Origin of the sequence: Mesorhizobium sp. M1027 (assembly GCF_040318745.1) — a bacterium.
In the GTDB taxonomy this organism is placed as follows: Bacteria; Pseudomonadota; Alphaproteobacteria; order Rhizobiales; family Rhizobiaceae; genus Mesorhizobium.
Genome location: NZ_JAMYMW010000001.1, coordinates 835,995 through 856,358 on the forward strand (window position 1 = coordinate 835,995; position 20,364 = coordinate 856,358).

Sequence of the window (20,364 nt, forward strand, 5' to 3'; positions counted from 1 at the left end):
TGATGTTCATTCCATCTGTGCGGTTATCAGGCTGGACTTTTTTCCGCAACGTCAAAAAAGGCCTGCCGTAATGAAACTGTTATCGAGCCCGGGTGGCCGTTGGCGACGGGAGCGCCATCGATCGCCACCACCGGCATGGCAATCGTGGTTGCAGAGCTGATGAAAACCTCGCGCGCGGCCTTGGCTTCGGCAACCGAAAAGCCGCGCTCCTCAATCTTCAGGCCAAGCTTGGCGGCGACATCGAACAGTGTCGTGCGGGTGATGCCGCGCAGGATGCCGTGCTCGGCGGGCCGTGTCACCAGCACGCCGTCCCTGGTGATGATCCACGCGTTCGACGATCCACCTTCCTTGACGGTACCGTCAACATCAACGAACCAGGCCTCCTGAGCGCCGGCTTCCTTGGCTTTCTGCTTGGCCAGCACGTTCGGCAGCAGGCCGACCGACTTGATATCGACCCGATCCCATCGGTTCTCCGGCACCGTGATGACCCGGATCCCGCTCTCGGCCCGCTTCGCGGCAACTGCAGGATCGGCTTTTTTGGCGATCACCACCAGTGACGGCTTCGTGCCCGCCGGCGGGAAGAAAAACTCGCGGCTGGCGACGCCGCGTGTCACCTGGACGTAGATCAGACCGTCGACGACATGGTTGCGGCGCACCACCTCGCGCATGACGAGCGGTAGCACGCCGCGCGTGATCGGCCAATCGATCGAGAGTTCGGTAAGTGAGCGATTCAATCGAGCGAGATGGCGCGGCATGTCGACGATGAAGCCTCGTGCCACCTCGCAGACCTCGTAGACGCCATCGGCGAATTGATAGCCACGGTCTTCGATATGCACCGAAGCTTCGGCGTGAGCGACATAGCGCCCGTTAACATAGGCAATGCGCGGCATGGCAAATCCCTGGAAGAAGTCCCAGCTTTCTTATGCGATTCCAAGGACCGCAGTAACCGATAATTGCGTGGGCCACGACTGGTTTGGCTGTCAGACGCCCAGCGACTTCAGCTTGCGGTGCAATGCAGAGCGTTCCATGCCGATAAACTCTGCCGTCTTCGAGATGTTGCCGCCAAAACGGTTGATCTGGGCGATCAGATAATCCTTTTCGAATTGTTCGCGTGCTTCACGCAGCGGCAGCGCCATTATGTGCTGATCGGACTTGTTTGGAGTGCGCGGCATGACGTCGCCGATCTCGGCAGGCAAGAGGTCGGCGGTGATCGGCGCATCGACATCATCGCCACGCGCCAGGATCATCAGACGCTCGACATTGTTTCGCAACTGCCGAACGTTGCCCGGCCAGTTGTGCGCCTGCAGCACCGCCAGCGCGTCGTCGCCGATGCGACGCGGCTTGATGCCGGCCTGGCGAGCGATCTGCTTCATGAAATTGTCGACCAGATAAGGAATGTCCTCGCGACGCTCGGCCAGTCCCGGCACCATGACCGGAACCACGGCCAGGCGATGATAAAGGTCCTCACGGAAACGGCCGTCGGCGATCATGGCTTCGAGGTTCTGCGAGGTCGACGAGATGATGCGCACGTCGACCTTGACCCGCTTGGTGCCCCCTACCCGCTCGAACTGCTGTTCGACCAGCACGCGCAGGATCTTGTTTTGCGTCTCGCGCGGCATATCGGCCACTTCATCGATGTAGAGAATGCCGCGATGGGCTTCCTCCAGCGCGCCGACCTTGCGTTCGACGCCGTTCGATTCGGTGCCGAACAGCTCGATCTCCATACGCTCAGGCGTGATGTTGGCGGCGCTCAGCGTCACAAAAGGTGCACTCTTGCGCGCCGACAATGCGTGGATGGCGCGCGCCGCCAGTTCCTTGCCCGAGCCGGAGGGGCCGATAATCATGACGCGGCTGTTGGTCGGCGCGACGCGCTCGATGGTCTGGCGCAATTGGCTCATTGCCGACGACATGCCGATGAGGTCGAAAGTCTCGCCGCTGCGCAATTTGAGATCCGAAACCTCGCGTCTCAATTTGGACGTTTCAAGCGCCCGTTCGGCAATAAGGATCAGCCTGTCGGCCTTGAACGGCTTTTCAATAAAATCATAGGCGCCGCGGCGGATGGCCGAGACCGCCGTTTCGATATTGCCGTGGCCCGAGATCATCACCACCGGCAGGTTCGGGTGCATCGTCTTGATCTCGTCCAGCAAAGCGAGGCCATCGAGCCGCGAACCCTGCAGCCAGATGTCGAGGAAGATCAGCCGGGGTGCTCGGTCGGCGACCGCCGCCAGCGCGCTGTCGGCGTCAAACGCCGTGCGTGTTTCGTGACCTTCGTCGCTCAGGATACCGGCGACGAGTTCGCGGATGTCTTCCTCGTCATCGACGATGAGAATATCAGACGCCATTACCGACCTTTTCAGTTTCTTTTTCGTGTTCCGTCTTGCCCTCGCCGCGTATCGGAACTGTGGCGGCAACCGGCAGGATGATGCTGATCATTGCACCCCGCCCATCGTGGAAGTCCGCTGGTGCATCGTGCAATTCGAGTCGCCCGCCATGGTCCTCCACGATCTTCTTGACGATAGCGAGGCCAAGCCCGGTGCCTTTCTCGCGTGTCGTCATGTAAGGCTCGAGCAAGCGCTGCCGGTTTTCGCGCGGCAAGCCCCTGCCGTTGTCGATGACGTCGATTCGAATCGCGCCATTCTGACGTCCGGCTTGAATCCGGATTATGCCGTGCGGACGATCCTCTGCATCAAGTCCGTCGATGGCTTCGGCGGCATTCTTGATGACGTTGCCGAACGCCTGCGCCATCAGGCGGCTGTCGAACGTGCCTTTGAGCGGCTCATTGCCGAAGACGCGCTCGAAGGTGATGTCGGCGCGGCTTACTTCGACCAGGAACGAGGCCTCGCGCAACGAATCGCGCAGATCGATTGCCTTCATTTCCGGTTTCGGCATGCGGGCGAACGCCGAGAACTCGTCGACCATGCGGCCGATGTCCTCCACTTGCCGGATGATGGTGTCGGTGCATTGATCGAAAACCTCACGGTCCTCGGTGATGACCTTGCCGTAACGGCGCTTGATGCGCTCGGCCGAAAGCTGGATCGGCGTCAGCGGGTTCTTGATCTCGTGGGCGATGCGCCGCGCCACGTCGGCCCATGCAGAGGAACGCTGTGCCTGGACCAGATCGGTAATGTCGTCGACTGTCACGACGTAGGACTTATCCTCCGAACCGTCGTCGCCGGCTTCAATCGTGATCTGCACGTTGAAGGTCCGTTCGGTGCCGGCACGATAGAAGGTGACCTGTTCGCGATAGACCGGCTTGCCCGATTTGCGGCCGATCTCGAAGACGCGGCCGACATGCGGCAGCACCGCGGAAAGGTTCTGCCCAAGCGCTGCCGGAGCGGATATGGCCAGCATGGTTTCGGCCGAACGGTTGACGATGGTGACGATGCCATATGGATCGACGCCGATGACCCCGGCGGTGACGCCGGCAAGCACCGCCTCCGAAAAGCGCCGCCGCTCGTCGATCAAATCCTTGGCCGACAGGATCTCGTTGCGCTGCGATTTCAGCTCCATCAGCATCTTGTTGAAGGTGTCGCCGAGCGAGGCGACGTCACCGTCGGAGGGGCGGACAGGCACGGCTACGTCGAGATTGCCGGTAGCGACCTCGTCGGCCGCGCCGATGAGCTGACGAATCGGCCGCACCAGGCGGTCGGCCACCGCAATGCCGGTCCAGATGGCGGACAGGATGATGATCAGCGTCAGCGACAGATAGGGAAGCGCGAAAGCCACTTGCGAGGTGCGGCGATTGTCTTCGAGACCGCGATATTCGGCGGTGTTGGATTTGACGATCTGCCGCGCCTTGATCACCTCGGGATCGACGAGGCGGATGGTGTAAAGATAGAGGCCGTCGATCTCGCGCAGCTTGACGATGGCACCCATGATGTTGCGGGTGCGCGGTTCTATCAGCACCGGCTTGCCGTCTGCAGCGCTTGCCACGGCGCCCTCAGGCGGCTCTGGCATGGCAAAGTCCGCGTCGGTCTTGGCGCTCATGACGAAGGAACCATCGGGCTTGATGAGTGCCGCGTGCGCCAGCGAGCGACCCACCGCCTCCTTGTTCATGAGGTCGAGGAAACCGGTACGATCGAGGCCGTAAAGCGTGCGCGAAGCGTCGAGGTCGTAAGCCATCGACAACGTCGTGCCCTGAAGATTTCGCGCGTTTTCCTGCACATAGGCGTCAGCGATCGACAACGACGAATTGACGATCGTCTTGGTGCGGATCTCGAACCAGCGGTCGAGGCCGATGTCGAGCGTGATCGACGCGATGATCGCCACCATGATGGCGGGGATGGCGGCGACCAGCGCAAACATCGCCACTATGCGCACATGCAGCCGCGACGCAGCCTTGCCATGCCGTCGTGCCATCAGGATGCGATGCACCTCGCGGCCGACCAGCAAAATCAGAAACAGGACGAACGCCGCATTAAGCGCAATCAGCGCCAGCGTCGTCCTCGCGTCGGGCGTGATCGGCGTCGCACCGACCAGAATGGCGAAGGAGATCGCCGCCGTCACCAGCGCACCGGCAATGGCGATCACGCCCGGCAGCGCAAGCAGCCGGCGACCGTCTCGCGCGCCCGTATTGCTGAAAAGCGATTTGCTCAGTGTCGGTGCGTGCAGGGCCATGTCGCTGTCTAGAGCCAGTGATTACGTCGGATGTATGCAACGCATTGTGGCGATTATGCAACAAGTGTGGCCTAGACGGAAATCTTTCGGCAATCGATCCCCTGGAAAGCGCTCGTAAAGGGATTCGTCTAGACCTGCCTGGACGATTTGTAGACGTTGACGCCGAGTTCGCGAATCTTCTTGCGCAGCGTGTTGCGGTTGAGCCCCAGCAATTCGGCAGCCTTGATCTGGTTACCGCGCGTTGCGGTCATCGAGGCGAGGACCAGCGGATATTCGACCTCAGAGAGGATTCGCTGATAGAGCCCGGCCGGGGGCAGGTCGCCGGCAAACGAGGCAAAATAGCGTTGCAGGAAATGCTCCACCGCCTGGCCGATGGAAAGGTCATCGGGAATGAGGTTGCCGCCACCTGGAACGACAGGCCTTTCGCCGGTCTTCAACTCCGCCTCGATGATCTCGGCGGAAATCTCGTCCTGCGAATACAGTGCGGCCAGCCTGCGAATGAGGTTTTCGAGTTCGCGCACATTACCGGGCCATGGGTAGCGCTTCATCAGCTCGATGCCGCCGGTGGAAATGCGCTTGGTCTGCAAGCCTTCACTGACGCCGAGCTTGAAGAAGTGGCGGACGAGGTCCGGAATGTCCTCCGACCGCTCGCGCAGCGCCGGCAGCCTGAGCGGCACAACATTCAAGCGGTAGAACAGGTCCTCGCGGAAAAGCCCCTGATTAATCAGTGTGCGCAGGTCCTTGTTGGTGGCAGCGACGATGCGCACGTCGGTCTTGATCGGCGTGCGGCCGCCGACCGTGGTGTATTCGCCCTGCTGCAACACACGCAGCAGCCGCGTCTGCGCTTCCATCGGCATATCACCGATCTCGTCGAGGAAGAGCGTGCCGCCTTCGGCCTGCTCGAAACGGCCGGTGGAGCGGTTCTGCGCGCCGGTAAAGGCGCCCTTCTCGTGCCCGAACAACTCCGATTCGATCAGGTCGCGCGGGATCGCCGCCATGTTGATAGCGACGAACGGACCGCCTCGGCGGCGGCCGTATTCATGCAGCGCGCGCGCCACCAGTTCCTTGCCGGTACCCGACTCGCCGCTGATCATGACCGTCAGGTCGGTCTGCATCATGCGCGCCAGCATGCGGTAGATGTCCTGCATGGCCGCCGAGCGGCCGACCAGCGGCATCGTTTCCGGCGGCTCGTCGGCCCGCGTATCGATCTTCGGCCGCCGCGGCTCGGAAAGAGCGCGGTTGACGATGTTAAGCAGCTCCGTCAGGTCGAACGGTTTCGGCAGATACTCGTAGGCCCCGGTTTCGGAGGCACGAATTGCTGTCATGAACGTGTTCTGCGCACTCATGACGATGACCGGCAGTTCCGGTCGCGCCTTCTTGATGCGCGGCAGCATGTCGAAGGCGTTCTCGTCAGGCATGACAACATCGGTGATAACCAGATCGCCCTCGCCCGCCGCAACCCAGCGCCACAGCGTCGAAGCGTTGGACGTGACGCGCACGTCATGGCCGACGCGCGAAAGCGCCTGGTTGAGGACAGTGCGGATGGCCGCATCGTCGTCGGCGACGAGAATATTGCCGCGAACGGTCATTTGCGGTCTCCTTCACCGTCGTCGTCGGTGCCAAACTGGGTTTCTTTCCACGCCGGCATCAGGATGCGGAAAGTGGTGCCGCGCGGGGTCGATTCGCATTCAATGATGCCGCCATGCTCGCCGACGATCTTTGCGACCAGCGCCAGACCGAGACCGGAGCCGTTCGGCTTGGTAGTGATGAAAGGATCGAATAGGATCGGCAGGATGTCTTCGGAAACACCCGAACCGTTGTCACGCACGCAGAATTCCAATGGCAGCGATACGCGGTCCTGGGTCCCGGGTACGGAAACACGGATGCCCGGACGGAAGGCGGTCGATAGCATGATCTCGCCCTGCGGATCACTGCCGATCGCCTCGGCGGCATTTTTTACCAGATTGAGAAACACCTGGATGAGCTGGTCGCGATTGGCAAAAACCGGAGGCAATGATGGATCATAGTCCTCCAATATCTTGATTCGCTTGGCAAAACCGTTCTTGGCGATTGCCTTGACATGGTCGAGCACGACATGGATGTTGACGGGGTAGCGGTCGATCGGCCGCTCGTCGGAAAACACCTCCATGCGGTCGACCAGCGAGACAATGCGGTCGGTTTCGTCGGTGATCAGCCTGGTCAGTGCGCGATCCTCGTCGGACGCCGACAGCTCTAGCAACTGCGCAGCACCACGAATGCCGGACAGCGGGTTCTTGATCTCATGGGCAAGCATCGCGGCGAGGCCGGTGACCGAGCGTGCCGCACCGCGATGCGTCATCTGCCGGTCGATCTTGTCGGCCATTGAGCGTTCCTGGAACATCACCACGACCGAGCCTGGAAATTCCGTCACTGGTGCGACGTAGAGGTCGACCACCTTCTCGATGCCGAGACGTGGCGACGACACGTCGACCCGGTATTCGTTGACCGGTGCCCGGCGCTCGCGCACCTGGTCGACAAGCGTCAGCAGCGGGCTGCCGAAAGGAATGAGCTTGTGCAGCGTGTTGCGGGCGAGCATCGTGGCGCTCGACCGGAAAAAATCCTCGGCATCGGCATTGGCGAAGGTGATGAAACCTTGCGGATCGACCATGATTACCGGCCGGCGAATGGTGTTGAGCACAATATGCGCGGCGTCCGCCATATCCGTGCTCTGTGTGACGGTGGCGTTCATGCCGCACTCCGCAGGTTCGCCGCTTCGGGAGCGGTTGAAAACATGTCGCGCAGCAACGCAATGACACGCCCAGGCTCGAAAGACGTGAGTATGGTCTTGCGCCGGTCGTCGCTTGTGCCGCCGGCGTGGCGGTCGAGATACCAGCCGAGATGCTTGCGCGCCTGGCGCACTCCGCTTTCCACGCCATAGAGCGCCAGCATGTCTTCGTAATGGGCAATGACGTAGTCGGCCAGCGCTTGCGGGCTTTCCGGCATGCTGGATACCGGCTCGGCCAGCGCGGCCGCTACAATGCTGCCGGCCGTCCACGGCGCGCCATAGTGCGCGCGGCCGACCATCACCGCGTCGGCGCCAGACTGCTCGAGGATCGACGCGGCCTCTGCCGGCGAGCCGACATCGCCATTGGCAACGACCGGGATAGAGACCGCCTGCTTGACGCGTGCGATGGCACGCCAGTCGGCCTTGCCCTGGTAGAACTGACAACGTGTCCGGCCGTGTACCGTCACCATCATCACCCCGGCCTGCTCGGCGCGTCGCGCCAGCATCGGCGCGTTGAGCGCACCTTCGTCCCAGCCGAGCCGCATCTTGACCGTGACCGGCACGTTGACCGCGCCGACCACCGCTTCGATCAGCGACAGCGCGTGGTCGAGGTCTCGCATCAGTGCCGAACCGGCATAGCCGCCAGTCACCTTCTTGGCCGGACAGCCCATGTTGATGTCGATGATGTCGGCGCCCTCGCCGGCCGCGATTCGCGCGCCCTCGGCCATGTGCACCGCCTCGCGGCCGGCAAGCTGGACCATGTGAACAGGCAGCCCGGAATGACGGATGCGCAGGCCCGAACCAGCCCTGCCCTTTGCAAGCTCACCGCTCGCCACCATTTCCGATACAACCAGCCCGGCGCCATGGGCATGGGCGCGCTGCCGGAACGGTTCGTCGGTAATGCCCGACATCGGCGCGAGAAACACGCGATTGCGGATTCTCACGCCACCCACATCTAGCGGCGAAGCCAATTTGGTCACATCAGGCATGCACAAAAACCAAGCACCTTCGGTTGCTGCACATTCTCTAGCCAGAACGACGGCAATGTGCAACGCGCAATGTCGTGACATTAAGGCGCATTTGGGAAAAAAAACGGATCGCCGCACCGCATCAATCCTGGGTCTTTCAAAAGCGATACCACTTTTCGGGATCATGGGTTAAGCGTCTCGGCATGAGAGATGTGAGCGAAAAGCAAGCTGCGGACGACAAGGTCGCCGTGGTCATCGTTGCTGCCGGCCGCGGCGCGCGCGCCGGACAGGCCAATGGGCCAAAGCAGTACCAGCAAATTGGCGGCGGCGCCGTTATTGCACGCACGCTCGGCGCCTTTCTGACGCATCCGAAGATTGGACCTGTCGTCGTTGCTATCCATGCCGACGACGGCGCGCTTTTCCGCCGTGCGGCCGGTGCGAACGCCGACCGTGTCGTCGCTGTGACCGGCGGTACGTCACGGCAGGAGTCCGTCCGCCTTGGACTGCTGGCGTTGAGAAGCAATGCGCCGGGCCGGGTCCTGATCCATGATGCGGCCCGGCCGTTTGTCGATGCGGAACTGATAGACCGCACGATCGCCGCTATTGGCGAGCGCCAGGGGGCACTGCCTGCTTTGCCGGTTGCCGACACGCTCAAGCGCGAAACGGCAGAAGGCATGATCGGCGAAACCGTGTCCAGGGCCGGGCTTTATGCCGCACAGACACCGCAAGGCTTTCCGTTCTGGCCGATTCTGGCTGCGCACGAAAAGGCTCATCATCTGGGCAAAGCGGATTTCACCGACGATGCGGCAATCGCCGAATGGGCGCATATTCCGGTGAAGATCGTTCCTGGCTCGCCGGAGAACGTCAAACTGACCTGGGCACGGGATATTGCAATGGCGGATCAGCGGCTTTCTAGCGCCCCACGTTTTCCCGACATCCGAACCGGCAATGGCTATGACGTCCATGCGTTCGAGCCCGGCGACCATGTCACCCTGTGCGGCGTCGCCATTCCACACGACAGGAAATTGTCCGGCCATTCGGATGCCGATGTCGGTCTCCACGCCTTGACCGACGCCCTGCTCGCCACCTGCGGCGCCGGTGACATCGGAACGCATTTCCCGCCCTCCGACCCGCAGTGGAAAGGGGCCGCTTCGCGCATCTTCGTCGAACACGCGGCCAAGCTGGTGCGCGCGCGCGGCGGGCGCATCGCCAACGCCGATATCACCCTGATCTGCGAGGCGCCGCGCGTCGGCCCGCATCGCGAGGCCATGACCGAAACGCTTTCCGCAATCCTGCGAATTTCGCTCGATCGCATTTCGATCAAGGCGACAACCAATGAGAAGCTCGGCTTCGTCGGCCGTGAGGAAGGCATAGCGGCCATCGCGACCGCCAGCGTCGTGTTTCCAGGGGATGTCCCCGAGTGAGCAATAGCGATCTCGCAGATGCCCTACTTCAGGCCTGCCAGCAGCGCGGCATCACGCTGGCGACGGCCGAGAGCTGCACCGGGGGCATGATCATCGCCGCCCTGACCGACATCGCCGGCTCTTCCGCGGTGGTCGATCGCGGCTTCATCACCTATTCCAACCAGGCCAAGACCGAGATGCTCGGCGTCTCGGCCGCTACGCTCGAGGCGCACGGCGCGGTCTCGCGCGAGACCGCAGTGGAGATGGCGGCCGGAGCCTTGGCCCATTCGCCGGCCGGGCTTGCACTGGCGGTAACTGGCATCGCCGGTCCGGCCGGCGGCTCGGCGGAAAAACCTGTCGGCCTGGTCTGGTTCGGCGTCGCCGTGGCTGGCCGGCCGGTAGTCAGCGAATGCCAGCTGTTCGCCGACAAGGGCCGTGATTTCATCCGCCGGGAGACGGTCCGGCATGCGCTTGAGCTGGGTCTGCGCGCGCTCGCTGCGGATCAGGCTGCCGATGGCGCGCCGTAGATGATTTCGGCCCTTTTCTCGAACGCCTCGGAGAACATGCGGAAGGCGCGGTCGAACATGGTTCCCATCAACGCCCCCAAAATGCGGCTCTTGAACTCGTAGTCGATAAAGAAGCAGACGTTGCAACCGCTGCCGTCCGCCGGGTCGAAGCGCCAGACATTGCTCAGATATTTGAAAGGGCCGTCAATGTATTTGACATCGATGGCGTTCTCGTCCGGCTTCAGCAGCACCTGCGTGGTAAAGGTCTCGCGGATCGCCTTGTAGCCGATGCTCATGTCGGCGATGAGCAAGGTGCGTCCGTCGCGTTCCTTGCGTGAGCGAACCGTCAGTGCCTCGCAAAGCGGAAGGAATTGCGGATAGGATTCGACATCGGCGACCAGAGCGAACATCTGCTCCGGCGTATGCGCGACGCGGCGATGGGCTTCGAATTGTGGCATGAAACCAGTTTGTTAGGCGGACTTCCTGAGAAACGCTTCACGCGCCGCGCGTAGTCTGGCGAAATCGTCGCCGGCATGGTGCGACGAGCGTGTCAGCGGGCTTGACGCCACCAGCAGGAAGCCCTTGGTCTTGCCGATCGTCTCGAAGGACTTGAATTCCTCAGGCGTGACGAAGCGGATCACCGGATGGTGTTTCTTCGACGGCTGCAGATATTGGCCGATGGTCATGAAATCGACATTGGCCGAACGCAGATCGTCCATTAGTTGCAGGATTTCGTTCCGCTCCTCGCCAAGGCCAACCATGATGCCGGACTTGGTGAAGATCGAGGGGTCAAGCTCCTTGACCCGCTGCAAGAGCCTGATCGAGTGGAAATAGCGCGCGCCCGGCCGAACCGTCAGATAGTTAGACGGCACGGTCTCGAGATTATGGTTGAAAACATCCGGCTTGGCCGCCACGACGATCTCCAGCGCACCGTCCTTGCGCAGGAAATCGGGCGTCAGGATTTCGATCGTCGTCAACGGGGTTGCTGCCCTGATCGCACGGATGACATCGGCAAAATGCTGGGCCCCGCCATCCGCGAGATCGTCGCGATCGACGGAGGTGATGACGACATGGCTCAAGCCCATCTGCTTGACCGCATGCGCGACACGCGCCGGCTCGTCGGGATCGAGTGCGGTCGGGATGCCGGTGGCGACATTGCAAAAGGCGCAGGCCCGCGTGCAGATCTCGCCCATGATCATGAAGGTGGCGTGCTTCTTCTCCCAGCACTCGCCGATATTGGGGCAGCCCGCCTCTTCGCAAACCGTCACCAGCTTGTGAGACTTCACGATTTCGCGCGTCTCGGCATAGCCTTTCGATATCGGCGCCTTGACGCGGATCCAGTCAGGCTTGCGCAGTACGTCCTGATCCGGCTTGTGCGCCTTTTCGGGATGCCGCAGGCGCGGCGCATTGGCAATCGTGTCAAGGACGGTGACCATGTGAAACCCGGCTCATTGGCAAGCGCTTGTCCAGCGCTCGCTCTACCCACGTCATCTAGGACTTTTCGGCGAAAAGAAAAAGGCCGCGATCACGCATGCCGCGGTGGCCTTTTTCGCATAGCAAGTGCCGACAGAGGTTAGCGGCGCACCAGTCGTCCGACCGCAATCAGAATGCAGGCGCCGATGAAGCCGGTGATCAGATAGGCGATCCAGCCGACGCCGAAGATGCCGATGTTCAGGGCCTGCAAGATGGCGTTCAACACGATTGCGCCGACAATGCCGAGAACGATGTTCATGAGGATGCCGGTATTGCTCTTCATGACCATCTCGGCGAGCCATCCCGCCAGGCCACCGATGATGATTGCTGCTACCCAGCCCACGCCGTTCATTTCCATATGCCCTCTCCTTGTATGATGGATGATGCCTGCGAAACGAATTGCTCTGCCGTCGAGTTCCGTTGTGTCTTCCCTGTGAGACTCGCCCAACTAATTTATCATGCATTCAGTGCGCGACCATAGGCGTCGAGTACACTCTCCTTCATCATCTCTGACAGGGTCGGGTGCGGGAAGATCGTGTGCATCAGCTCTTCCTCGGTGGTCTCCAGATTCATCGCCACGACGAAGCCCTGGATCAGTTCGGTTACTTCTGCGCCGACCATGTGGGCACCCAGCAACTGGCCGGTCTTCTTGTCGAAAATGGTCTTGACGAAGCCTTGGTCCTCGCCGAGCGCAATCGCTTTGCCGTTTGCCGCGAACTGAAAGCGGCCGACACGGATGTCCTTTCCGTCGGCTTTCGCTTTGGCTTCTGTCAGTCCGACCGAGGCGACTTGCGGATTGCAATAGGTGCAGCCTGGGATCTTCAGCTTGTCGGTGGCATGCACGCCGGGGAAATTGGCGATCTTTTCCACACAGACCACGCCCTCATGCTCGGCCTTGTGGGCGAGCATCGGCGGTCCGGCAACGTCGCCAATGGCGTAGACGCCCGGCACGTTGGTCTTGCCGTAGCCGTCGACGACGACGCAACCGCGGTCGGTCTTCACGCCGAGCGTCTCGAGGCCGAGGTTTTCGATGTTACCCTGTACGCCGACGGCCGAGATCATACGATCGGCGGTGATCTTCTCGACCTTGCCGTCCTTCATCTCGACATGCGCGGTGACCGAACTGGCGCCCTTCTCGACCTTGGTTACCTTGGCTTCGAGGATGATCTTCATGCCCTGCTTCTCGAACTGCTTTTGCGCAAACTTCGACACTTCGGCGTCCTCGACCGGCATCACGGCTGGCAGCAGTTCGACCACCGTCACCTCGGCGCCCATGGTGCGGTAGAACGAGGCGAACTCGATGCCGATGGCGCCCGAGCCCATCACCAGCAGCGATTTTGGCATCTCTTTCGGCACCATCGCCTCGAAATAGGTCCAGATCAACTTGCCATCAGGCTCGATGCCGGGCAGCGCGCGCGGCCTGGCGCCGGTCGCCAGAATGATGTGCTTGGCGCTATAGGTGCCCTCACCCTTGACGCGCTTGGGCGCCGGCGGCTGCGGCTCCATCGGCTTCTTCGACGATTTTGACACGACGATCTCGCCAGGTTTGGTCAGTTTGGCTTCGCCCCAGATGACGTCGACCTTGTTCTTCTTCATCAAGAAGCCGACGCCGCCGTTGAGTCGCAGCGAGACCTTTCGTGATCGATCGACGACGGCGGCTGTGTCGACGCTGACCTTGCCATCGTTCTTCAGGCCGTAGTCCTTCAGATGATCCGAATAGTGCATGATCTCGGCGGAGCGCAGTAGCGCTTTGGTCGGAATGCAGCCCCAGTTGAGGCAGATGCCACCCAAGTGCTCGCGCTCGACGATCGCCGTCTTGAAGCCAAGCTGCGCCGAACGCACTGCAGTGACATAGCCGCCGGGGCCGGAGCCGATGATGATGACGTCGTAGTTCTCAGCCACGGCTTTCTCCTTCACAATTCCAACATGAGGCGCACGAGCGGCGCCAGCGCTTGCCCGACGTTCCGCGTGTTTTCGGCATCGAGATGGACGCCGTCGAGCGGCGTGGTTTTGGCCACCGTGCCGGCATCGAAGAAGCCACAGCCGGCCTCGTCGGCAAGGGCGGAATATTGCGGCGCCAGCCGCTTTGACGCGTCATCGCCGCCAGCGAACATTTCCTTGAACTCGGCGTTTTCCGTGCGGCTGACTACGGGCGGCGCGACGATCAGGATCTGCGGCGCCGGCCAATTGAACGGGTAATCGTGACAGCGCACGATATCGATCAGGCGTTGCATGCCTTGCTTGGCCGCGACCGGATTACCATGAATCCACGGCTTCATATCGTTGGCGCCGAGCATAATAATGATCAAGTCGATCGGTGCGTGCGTCGTCAGGATTGTTGGCAACAGCCTTGCGCCATTGCGGTCCGCCCCGGCCAAGTGATCGTCGAAGGCTGTGGTTCGGCCATTCAGGCCTTCGGCAACGACCTCGACGCCGCTGCCCAATGCCGCCTGCAGCACGCTCGGCCAGCGATCTTCCAGCGGGTGCCGGCCGAGGCTTGCCGCGTCATAGCCCCAGGTCAGCGAATCGCCATAGCAGAGGACCGTTTTCATGCGTTTTCCCCCTCCAACAAAGACCTATCCGCAATCGCTACCGCCCGAACAGCCAATGTACGATAATCGTTTACGAGCCGGATTGGATGGAGGCGAAAAGGCTGGTGTAGAATTTCCGCACCGCCCTGTTCCCCGCTTAGACCAGCATGCCCATCGGATTTTCGATCATGCGCTTGAAGGCGACGAGCAGCTCGGCGCCGAGCGCACCGTCGACTGCGCGGTGATCGGTCGACAGCGTCACCGACATGATTGTTGCGATCTTGATCTCGCCGTTCTTCACCACCGCGCGTTGCTCGCCGGCGCCGACCGCCAGGATCGTCGCGTGCGGCGGGTTGATGACGGCAGAAAAATCCTTGACGCCGAACATGCCGAGATTGGACACCGCCGTGGTGCCGCCCTGATATTCTTCCGGCTTCAGCTTGCGGCTGCGGGCGCGCCCGGCAAGGTCCTTCATCTCGTTGGAGATAACGGACATCGTCTTTTCGTCAGCACGCCGGATGATCGGGGTGATCAGGCCGCCGGGGATCGATACGGCAACGCCGACATCGGCGTGCTTGTGCTTGATCATGGCGTTTTCTGTCCACGACGCATTGGCATCCGGAACCGCCATCAGCGCCATGGCAAGAGCCTTGATGACCATGTCGTTGACCGACAGCTTGTAGGCCGGCGTTTCGCCCTTCTCGGTCTTCTTCACCGGGGCGGCCGCATTGATCTGTGTGCGCAGGGCCAGAAGTGCATCGAGTTCGCAGTCGAGCGTCAGATAGAAATGCGGGATGGTGGTCTTGGCCTCGACCAGCCGCCGCGCAATCGTCTTGCGCATACTGTCATGCGGGACAAGATCGTAGGAACCTTCGGCGAACAGTTTGAGCACCTGCTCGTCCGGCATCGCCTTGGGTGCTGCGGCGGCAGGCGCCGGAGCGCCGGCGGGGGCCGCTTTTGCTGCTGGTGCCGCCTTGGCGCCGCCACCGGAAATTGCGGCATCGACATCGGCCTTTACCACGCGGCCGTGGGGGCCGGAGCCGGTCAGCGCCGCGACATCTATACCGGCTTCGCTGGCAATGCGCCGGGCCAGCGGCGACGCGAAGATGCGCTCACCGTTTGCCGATTGGCTGATCTCCCCCCGTGTGGGGGAGATGCCAACTGGGGGCAACGAGGGCAGGCCAGAGGGGGGCGCCTCGCTCCCTGCGGCGGGAGGGACAGCGCCCCCCTCTGTCGACTTCGTCGACATCTCCCCCACGGGTGGGGAGATTGGTGCTTTTTCCTGCTTCGCCTCAGCCTTTGCCGGCGCAGCGCCATCACCGCTTTTCGCGGCGGCCGCCGCATCCTCCCCCTCAGCCGCCAAGACCGCGATCAGCGCATTGACCTTGACGCCTTCAGTGCCCGCCGGAACCACCAGCTTGGCGACCGTGCCTTCGTCGACGGCTTCGACTTCCATCGTTGCCTTGTCGGTCTCGATCTCGGCAATCACGTCCCCGGGCGAAACCTTGTCGCCTTCCTTGACCAGCCACTTGGAAAGGTTGCCTTCTTCCATTGTGGGCGACAGCGCCGGCATGGTGATGTTGATAGGCATTTTGTCCTCCGCCCTGCTCAGCGATATGTGACGGCTTTGACCGCCTCGACGACCTCGCCGACATTGGGCAACGCCAGCTTTTCGAGGTTCGCTGCATAGGGCATCGGCACGTCCTTGCCGGCAATGGTGATGACCGGTGCGTCGAGGAAATCGAAGGCACGCTGCGAGACCTGATTGGCGATATGGTCGCCGACCGAGTTCTGCGGAAAGCCTTCCTCGACCACCACCAGGCGATTGGTCTTTTTGACCGAGGCGATGATCGTGTCGAAGTCGAGCGGGCGGATGGTGCGCAAGTCGATTATCTCGGCATCGATGCCCATGCCACGCAACTCCGCCTCGGCCTTAATCGCGTAGGTCATGCCGATGCCGAACGAGACGATGGTCACGTCCTTGCCGGATTTGTGAATGCGCGCCTTGCCGATCGGCAGCACGAAATCGTCCATCTTCGGCACGTCGAAGGAGTGGCCGTAAAGGATTTCGTTCTCGAGGAAGATGACCGGGTTCGGGTCGCGGATCGCCGCCTTGAGCAGACCCTTGGCGTCGGCGGCGGTATAAGGCATCACCACTTTCAGGCCGGGAATATGGCTGTACCAGGCGGCATAGCATTGCGAATGCTGCGCGGCGACGCGGGCAGCCGCCCCGTTCGGGCCGCGAAAGACGATCGGGGCACCCATCTGGCCGCCAGACATGTAGAGCGTCTTGGCGGCAGAATTGATGATCTGGTCGATCGCCTGCATGGCGAAGTTGAAGGTCATGAATTCGACGATCGGCTTCAAGCCGGCCATCGCCGCGCCAACACCAACGCCGGCAAAGCCGTGCTCGGTGATCGGCGTGTCGACCACGCGCCGCGGACCGAATTCCTGCAACAGGCCTTGCGTGATCTTGTAGGCGCCCTGGTACTCGGCAACCTCCTCGCCCATGACAAAGACATCGCCGTCGCGGCGCATTTCCTCCGCCATTGCATCGCGCAAGGCTTCACGTACCGTGGTCGAGACCATTTCGGTGCCGGCCGGGACGTCGGGATCGGCGGCAATTTCCAGCTTGGGTGCGGCGGCAACAGGTGCTGCAGCTTCGCTCTTGGCCGGAGCAGCCGCGGGCGCTTCCGCTTGCGACTCAATGGCCTCCTCGCCGATACCTTCGCCTGCCTCGTCGACGTCTTCGCCATCGACGGCCAGCACAGCGATCAGTGTGTTGACTCTGACACCCTCGGTGCCGGCAGGAACCACGATCTTGGCAAGGGTGCCGTCGTCCACGGCTTCGACTTCCATCGTTGCCTTGTCGGTCTCGATCTCGGCAATGGCGTCACCGGCTACGACCTTGTCGCCCTCTTTCTTCAACCACTTGGAAACATTACCCTCTTCCATGGTCGGCGAGAGGGCGGGCATGAGAATTTCGATCGGCATGTCCTTGCCCTCTCCTTAAAGTACGATGTCGGTCCAGAGCTCGGACGGATCCGGCTCCGCGTCGTTCTGGGCAAATTCTGCGGCGTCGGCGACGACGTCGCGGACTTCCTTGTCGATGGCCTTGAGTTCGTCCTCGCTTGCCCATTTCTTGTCGAGCAGCCGCGCCTTGACCTGCTCGATCGGGTCACGTTCGGAGCGCATTTTCTGCACTTCTTCCTTGGAGCGGTATTTTGCCGGATCCGACATCGAATGGCCGCGGTAACGATAGGTCTGCATTTCGAGAATGAGCGGCCCGTTGCCGGCGCGGCACCATTCGGCGGCGAGGTCGCCGGCGGCCTTAACGGCGCGCACATCCATGCCGTCGACCTGGATGCCTGGAATCTTGAAGGAGGCGCCGCGGTGCGAGAAATCCGTCTCGGCCGAAGAGCGCGAGACCGAGGTGCCCATGGCGTAGCGGTTGTTCTCGATGATGTAGATCACCGGAAGCTTCCACAGCGAGGCCATGTTGAAGCTTTCGTAGACCTGGCCCTGGTTCGCGGCGCCATCGCCGAAATAGGTCAGCGTCACATTGTTGTTGCCGCGATAGCGGTTGGCGAAGGCAATGCCGGTGCCGAGCGACACTTGCGCGCCGACGATGCCGTGGCCGCCGTAAAAATGCTTCTCCTTGGAGAACATGTGCATGGAGCCGCCCTTGCCTCTCGACAGGCCGCTACGGCGCCCGGTCAGTTCGGCCATGACGCCGCGCGGTGACAACTCCATGGCCAGCATATGACCATGGTCGCGATAGGCGGTGATCATCTGGTCGCCATCGATCAGCGCCATCTTCATGCCGGTAACGACCGCTTCCTGGCCGATGTAGAGGTGGCAGAAACCGCCGATGAAGCCCATGCCGTAAAGCTGGCCGGCCTTTTCCTCGAAGCGGCGGATGAGCAGCATGTGCCGGTAGGCGGCAAGCTCCTGGTCTTTGGTGAATTCAACAGGCTTCGGGGTGGAAAGGCCCGGCATTTTACCGTCTGATTTGGATTTGGCGGGCGCTTTTCTGGTGGCGGTGGCCATGCATCACTCCCTGTTGGCGTCTCTTGGCGGACAGCGAGGGAGATCAGTTCTCCCACCGATTTGAGGCAGGCTAACATGCAGGGAAGGCTTTCGCCATGCCGAAAACGCATGGCTGTCATGCATCTAACCAATTAAAATCATTGCAGATATCGCTGATTAACTGAAATCGGGTTATCTTGTGCCCGGCAACATGATGGTGATCTCGTCGGCGTGGGACAGATTAAGCGCCTTGCGCGCCTGCTCGTCCAGCATGTCCTTCTCCAGCGTGCCCTCATGCATCAGCTGAACGCGGCGCTCGAGATCGACACGGCGCGCCTTGACGGCATCGAGCCTGCCCTGCAATTCGACAGTCTCGGCTTCGAGCTGATACTTGGAATATATCCCGAACTCGCCATGATAGGCATGGAAGCCGAAATAAGTCAGGAACACCACGCAGAGCGAGGGGATGATCAGCCGGCCGGTGTTTCTTTGCTTGTGCTGGCGTGTCCACATGGTCCGAATCCTCTAGGCCGCCTTTGTCGCCCGATTGTGCTTAATGGACGGTTACAGCCTGTTGGATTCAGAGCCAGGAAGCAAAAAAGGGCGGGAATGTCCCCGCCCTCGCCGCCACGGATTTTCTCTCGGAATCAGCTTTTCACGATCGACTTGCCGGCATATTGCGCCTGCTTGCCGAGCTCCTCCTCAATGCGGATGAGCTGGTTGTACTTGGCCATGCGATCCGAGCGCGACAGCGAGCCTGTCTTGATCTGCCCGCAATTGGTGGCAACGGCGAGGTCGGCGATGGTCGCATCCTCGGTCTCGCCCGAGCGGTGCGACATCACCGCGGTATAGCCGGCCTTGTGCGCGGTCTCTACGGCGTCGAGCGTTTCGGTAAGCGAGCCGATCTGGTTGACCTTGACCAGGATCGAATTGGCGACACCCATGCGGATGCCGTCGCGCAGCCGCGCCGTGTTGGTGACGAACAGATCGTCGCCAACCAGCTGCGTTTGCTTGCCGATGAGATCGGTCAGTATTTTCCAACCGTCCCAGTCATCCTCCGCCAGGCCGTCCTCAATGGTGATGATCGGGTAGTCGCTAGCAAGTTTGGCCAGATATCTGGCCTGCGCCTTCGGGTCGCGGGTTTTCCTCTCGCCTTCATAGACGTAGTTGCCATCCTTGAAGAATTCGGTCGCCGCGCAGTCGAGGCCTAGCGCAACCTCCTCGCCAGGCTTGAAGCCAGCCTGCTCGATCGATTCCATGATGAAATCGAGCGCGGCCGGCGCGCTCTTTAGGTTGGGGGCAAAGCCGCCCTCGTCGCCGACGTTGGTGTTATGGCCGGCGTCCTTCAGCTTCTTTCGCAGCGTATGAAAGATCTCCGAGCCCCAGCGCACCCCGTCGCGCAGCGTTGGCGCGCCGATCGGCAGGATCATGAATTCCTGGAAATCGATCGGGTTGTCGGCATGCGCGCCGCCATTGATGATATTCATCATAGGCACCGGCAGCACATGGGCCTTGGTACCGCCGACATAACGGTAGAGCGGCAGGTCGGCCGCTTCGGCCGCGGCCTTGGCCACCGCCAGCGACACGCCGAGGATGGCGTTGGCGCCGAGACGGCTCTTGTTGGCCGTACCATCGAGCTCGATCATGGTCTGGTCGATATGGATCTGATTCTCTGCCTCCATGCCGCCGATCGCCTCGAACAGCTCGCCGTTCACCGCCTCGACCGCCGTGAGCACGCCTTTGCCGAGATAGCGGGGGCCGCCATCGCGCAGTTCGACCGCCTCATGCGCGCCGGTAGAGGCACCGGACGGCACCGCGGCGCGACCCATCGAGCCATCTTCGAGCACGACGTCGACCTCGACTGTCGGATTTCCGCGGCTGTCCAGGATTTCACGCCCGACAATGTCGATGATGGCCGTCATTGCGATGTCCTCGATTGATCGATTGAAGCGTCGCGCACCTCTTAGCCAAAGCGCCGCAAAACGCAATCGGGGCACTTGCAAATATTGCCCCGCGCCAATTCCCGCTCTTGGGACTCACGAAGCACAAAACACTGTCATCATTTGTCATACA

At 61.6% G+C, this 20,364-nt stretch carries 18 protein-coding genes; 2 read left to right on the forward strand and 16 right to left on the reverse strand.

Annotation, left to right across the window (positions count from 1 at the left end; all coding sequences use genetic code 11):
- Positions 1-26: 26 nt before the first annotated feature.
- From NKH50_RS04030 to dusB, 6 genes are all read right to left on the reverse strand, one after another.
- The gene (locus tag NKH50_RS04030; protein WP_352689299.1) at positions 27-890 is read right to left on the reverse strand and encodes a D-amino-acid transaminase; all 864 of its coding nucleotides are present in this window, start codon (positions 888-890) and stop codon (positions 27-29) included.
- A gap of 90 nt (positions 891-980) precedes the next feature.
- Positions 981-2,342, reverse strand: coding sequence for a nitrogen assimilation response regulator NtrX (ntrX, locus tag NKH50_RS04035; RefSeq protein ID WP_254817201.1), 1,362 nt, complete (start codon positions 2,340-2,342; stop codon positions 981-983).
- Complete coding sequence (locus NKH50_RS04040; RefSeq protein ID WP_352478832.1) at positions 2,332-4,617, reverse strand: sensor histidine kinase NtrY-like; 2,286 nt, start codon at positions 4,615-4,617, stop codon at positions 2,332-2,334. The genes ntrX and NKH50_RS04040 overlap by 11 nt, the downstream gene beginning before the upstream one ends.
- A 128-nt stretch (positions 4,618-4,745) precedes the next feature.
- Positions 4,746-6,206: a nitrogen regulation protein NR(I) gene (gene ntrC, locus NKH50_RS04045; RefSeq protein WP_254817199.1), complete on the reverse strand. Its 1,461-nt coding sequence runs from the start codon at positions 6,204-6,206 to the stop codon at positions 4,746-4,748.
- The gene (locus NKH50_RS04050) at positions 6,203-7,345 is read right to left on the reverse strand and encodes a two-component system sensor histidine kinase NtrB (protein WP_023675075.1); all 1,143 of its coding nucleotides are present in this window, start codon (positions 7,343-7,345) and stop codon (positions 6,203-6,205) included. Before NKH50_RS04050 ends, ntrC begins: the two co-directional genes overlap by 4 nt.
- Positions 7,342-8,370, reverse strand: coding sequence for a tRNA dihydrouridine synthase DusB (gene dusB, locus NKH50_RS04055; protein WP_352645783.1), 1,029 nt, complete (start codon positions 8,368-8,370; stop codon positions 7,342-7,344). Before dusB ends, NKH50_RS04050 begins: the two co-directional genes overlap by 4 nt.
- Before the next feature lie 182 nt (positions 8,371-8,552).
- On the opposite strand from dusB, the gene NKH50_RS04060 reads away from it, so the two are divergent.
- Both NKH50_RS04060 and NKH50_RS04065 read left to right on the forward strand, forming a co-directional pair.
- Positions 8,553-9,773, forward strand: a complete 1,221-nt coding sequence (locus NKH50_RS04060; protein WP_352876806.1) for a bifunctional 2-C-methyl-D-erythritol 4-phosphate cytidylyltransferase/2-C-methyl-D-erythritol 2,4-cyclodiphosphate synthase — start codon at positions 8,553-8,555, stop codon at positions 9,771-9,773.
- Positions 9,770-10,279, forward strand: coding sequence for a CinA family protein (locus NKH50_RS04065; protein ID WP_254817196.1), 510 nt, complete (start codon positions 9,770-9,772; stop codon positions 10,277-10,279). The genes NKH50_RS04060 and NKH50_RS04065 overlap by 4 nt, the downstream gene beginning before the upstream one ends.
- Here NKH50_RS04065 and NKH50_RS04070 read toward each other — a convergent pair.
- The 10 genes from NKH50_RS04070 to eno form a co-directional block, all read right to left on the reverse strand.
- Complete coding sequence (locus NKH50_RS04070) at positions 10,255-10,716, reverse strand: type II toxin-antitoxin system RatA family toxin (RefSeq protein WP_254817195.1); 462 nt, start codon at positions 10,714-10,716, stop codon at positions 10,255-10,257. The two genes, NKH50_RS04065 and NKH50_RS04070, sit on opposite strands and share 25 nt — an antisense overlap.
- Before the next feature lie 12 nt (positions 10,717-10,728).
- On the reverse strand, positions 10,729-11,694 hold the full coding sequence (gene lipA / locus NKH50_RS04075) for a lipoyl synthase (RefSeq protein WP_352876809.1): 966 nt from the start codon (positions 11,692-11,694) through the stop codon (positions 10,729-10,731).
- Between the two features lie 137 nt (positions 11,695-11,831).
- Positions 11,832-12,089: a GlsB/YeaQ/YmgE family stress response membrane protein gene (locus tag NKH50_RS04080; protein ID WP_023675081.1), complete on the reverse strand. Its 258-nt coding sequence runs from the start codon at positions 12,087-12,089 to the stop codon at positions 11,832-11,834.
- Positions 12,090-12,187: 98 nt separating this feature from the next.
- Complete coding sequence (gene lpdA / locus NKH50_RS04085) at positions 12,188-13,633, reverse strand: dihydrolipoyl dehydrogenase (RefSeq protein WP_352876811.1); 1,446 nt, start codon at positions 13,631-13,633, stop codon at positions 12,188-12,190.
- An 11-nt stretch (positions 13,634-13,644) separates the two neighbouring features.
- Positions 13,645-14,283, reverse strand: a complete 639-nt coding sequence (locus NKH50_RS04090; protein ID WP_352703995.1) for an SGNH/GDSL hydrolase family protein — start codon at positions 14,281-14,283, stop codon at positions 13,645-13,647.
- Positions 14,284-14,419: 136 nt separating this feature from the next.
- Positions 14,420-15,853 carry a pyruvate dehydrogenase complex dihydrolipoamide acetyltransferase gene (locus NKH50_RS04095; protein ID WP_352703997.1) on the reverse strand — a complete coding sequence of 478 codons (1,434 nt, stop codon included), beginning with the start codon at positions 15,851-15,853 and terminating at the stop codon, positions 14,420-14,422.
- A gap of 17 nt (positions 15,854-15,870) precedes the next feature.
- Positions 15,871-17,256: a pyruvate dehydrogenase complex E1 component subunit beta gene (locus NKH50_RS04100; RefSeq protein WP_352876813.1), complete on the reverse strand. Its 1,386-nt coding sequence runs from the start codon at positions 17,254-17,256 to the stop codon at positions 15,871-15,873.
- Positions 17,257-17,271: 15 nt separating this feature from the next.
- Entirely contained in the window at positions 17,272-18,261 is a 990-nt protein-coding gene (pdhA, locus tag NKH50_RS04105) for a pyruvate dehydrogenase (acetyl-transferring) E1 component subunit alpha (protein WP_245274631.1), read from the reverse strand.
- 222 nt (positions 18,262-18,483) lie between these two features.
- Positions 18,484-18,804: an FtsB family cell division protein gene (locus NKH50_RS04110; protein ID WP_352876815.1), complete on the reverse strand. Its 321-nt coding sequence runs from the start codon at positions 18,802-18,804 to the stop codon at positions 18,484-18,486.
- 134 nt (positions 18,805-18,938) lie between these two features.
- On the reverse strand, positions 18,939-20,213 hold the full coding sequence (gene eno, locus NKH50_RS04115) for a phosphopyruvate hydratase (protein ID WP_352876818.1): 1,275 nt from the start codon (positions 20,211-20,213) through the stop codon (positions 18,939-18,941).
- Between the last annotated feature and the right edge of the window lie 151 nt (positions 20,214-20,364).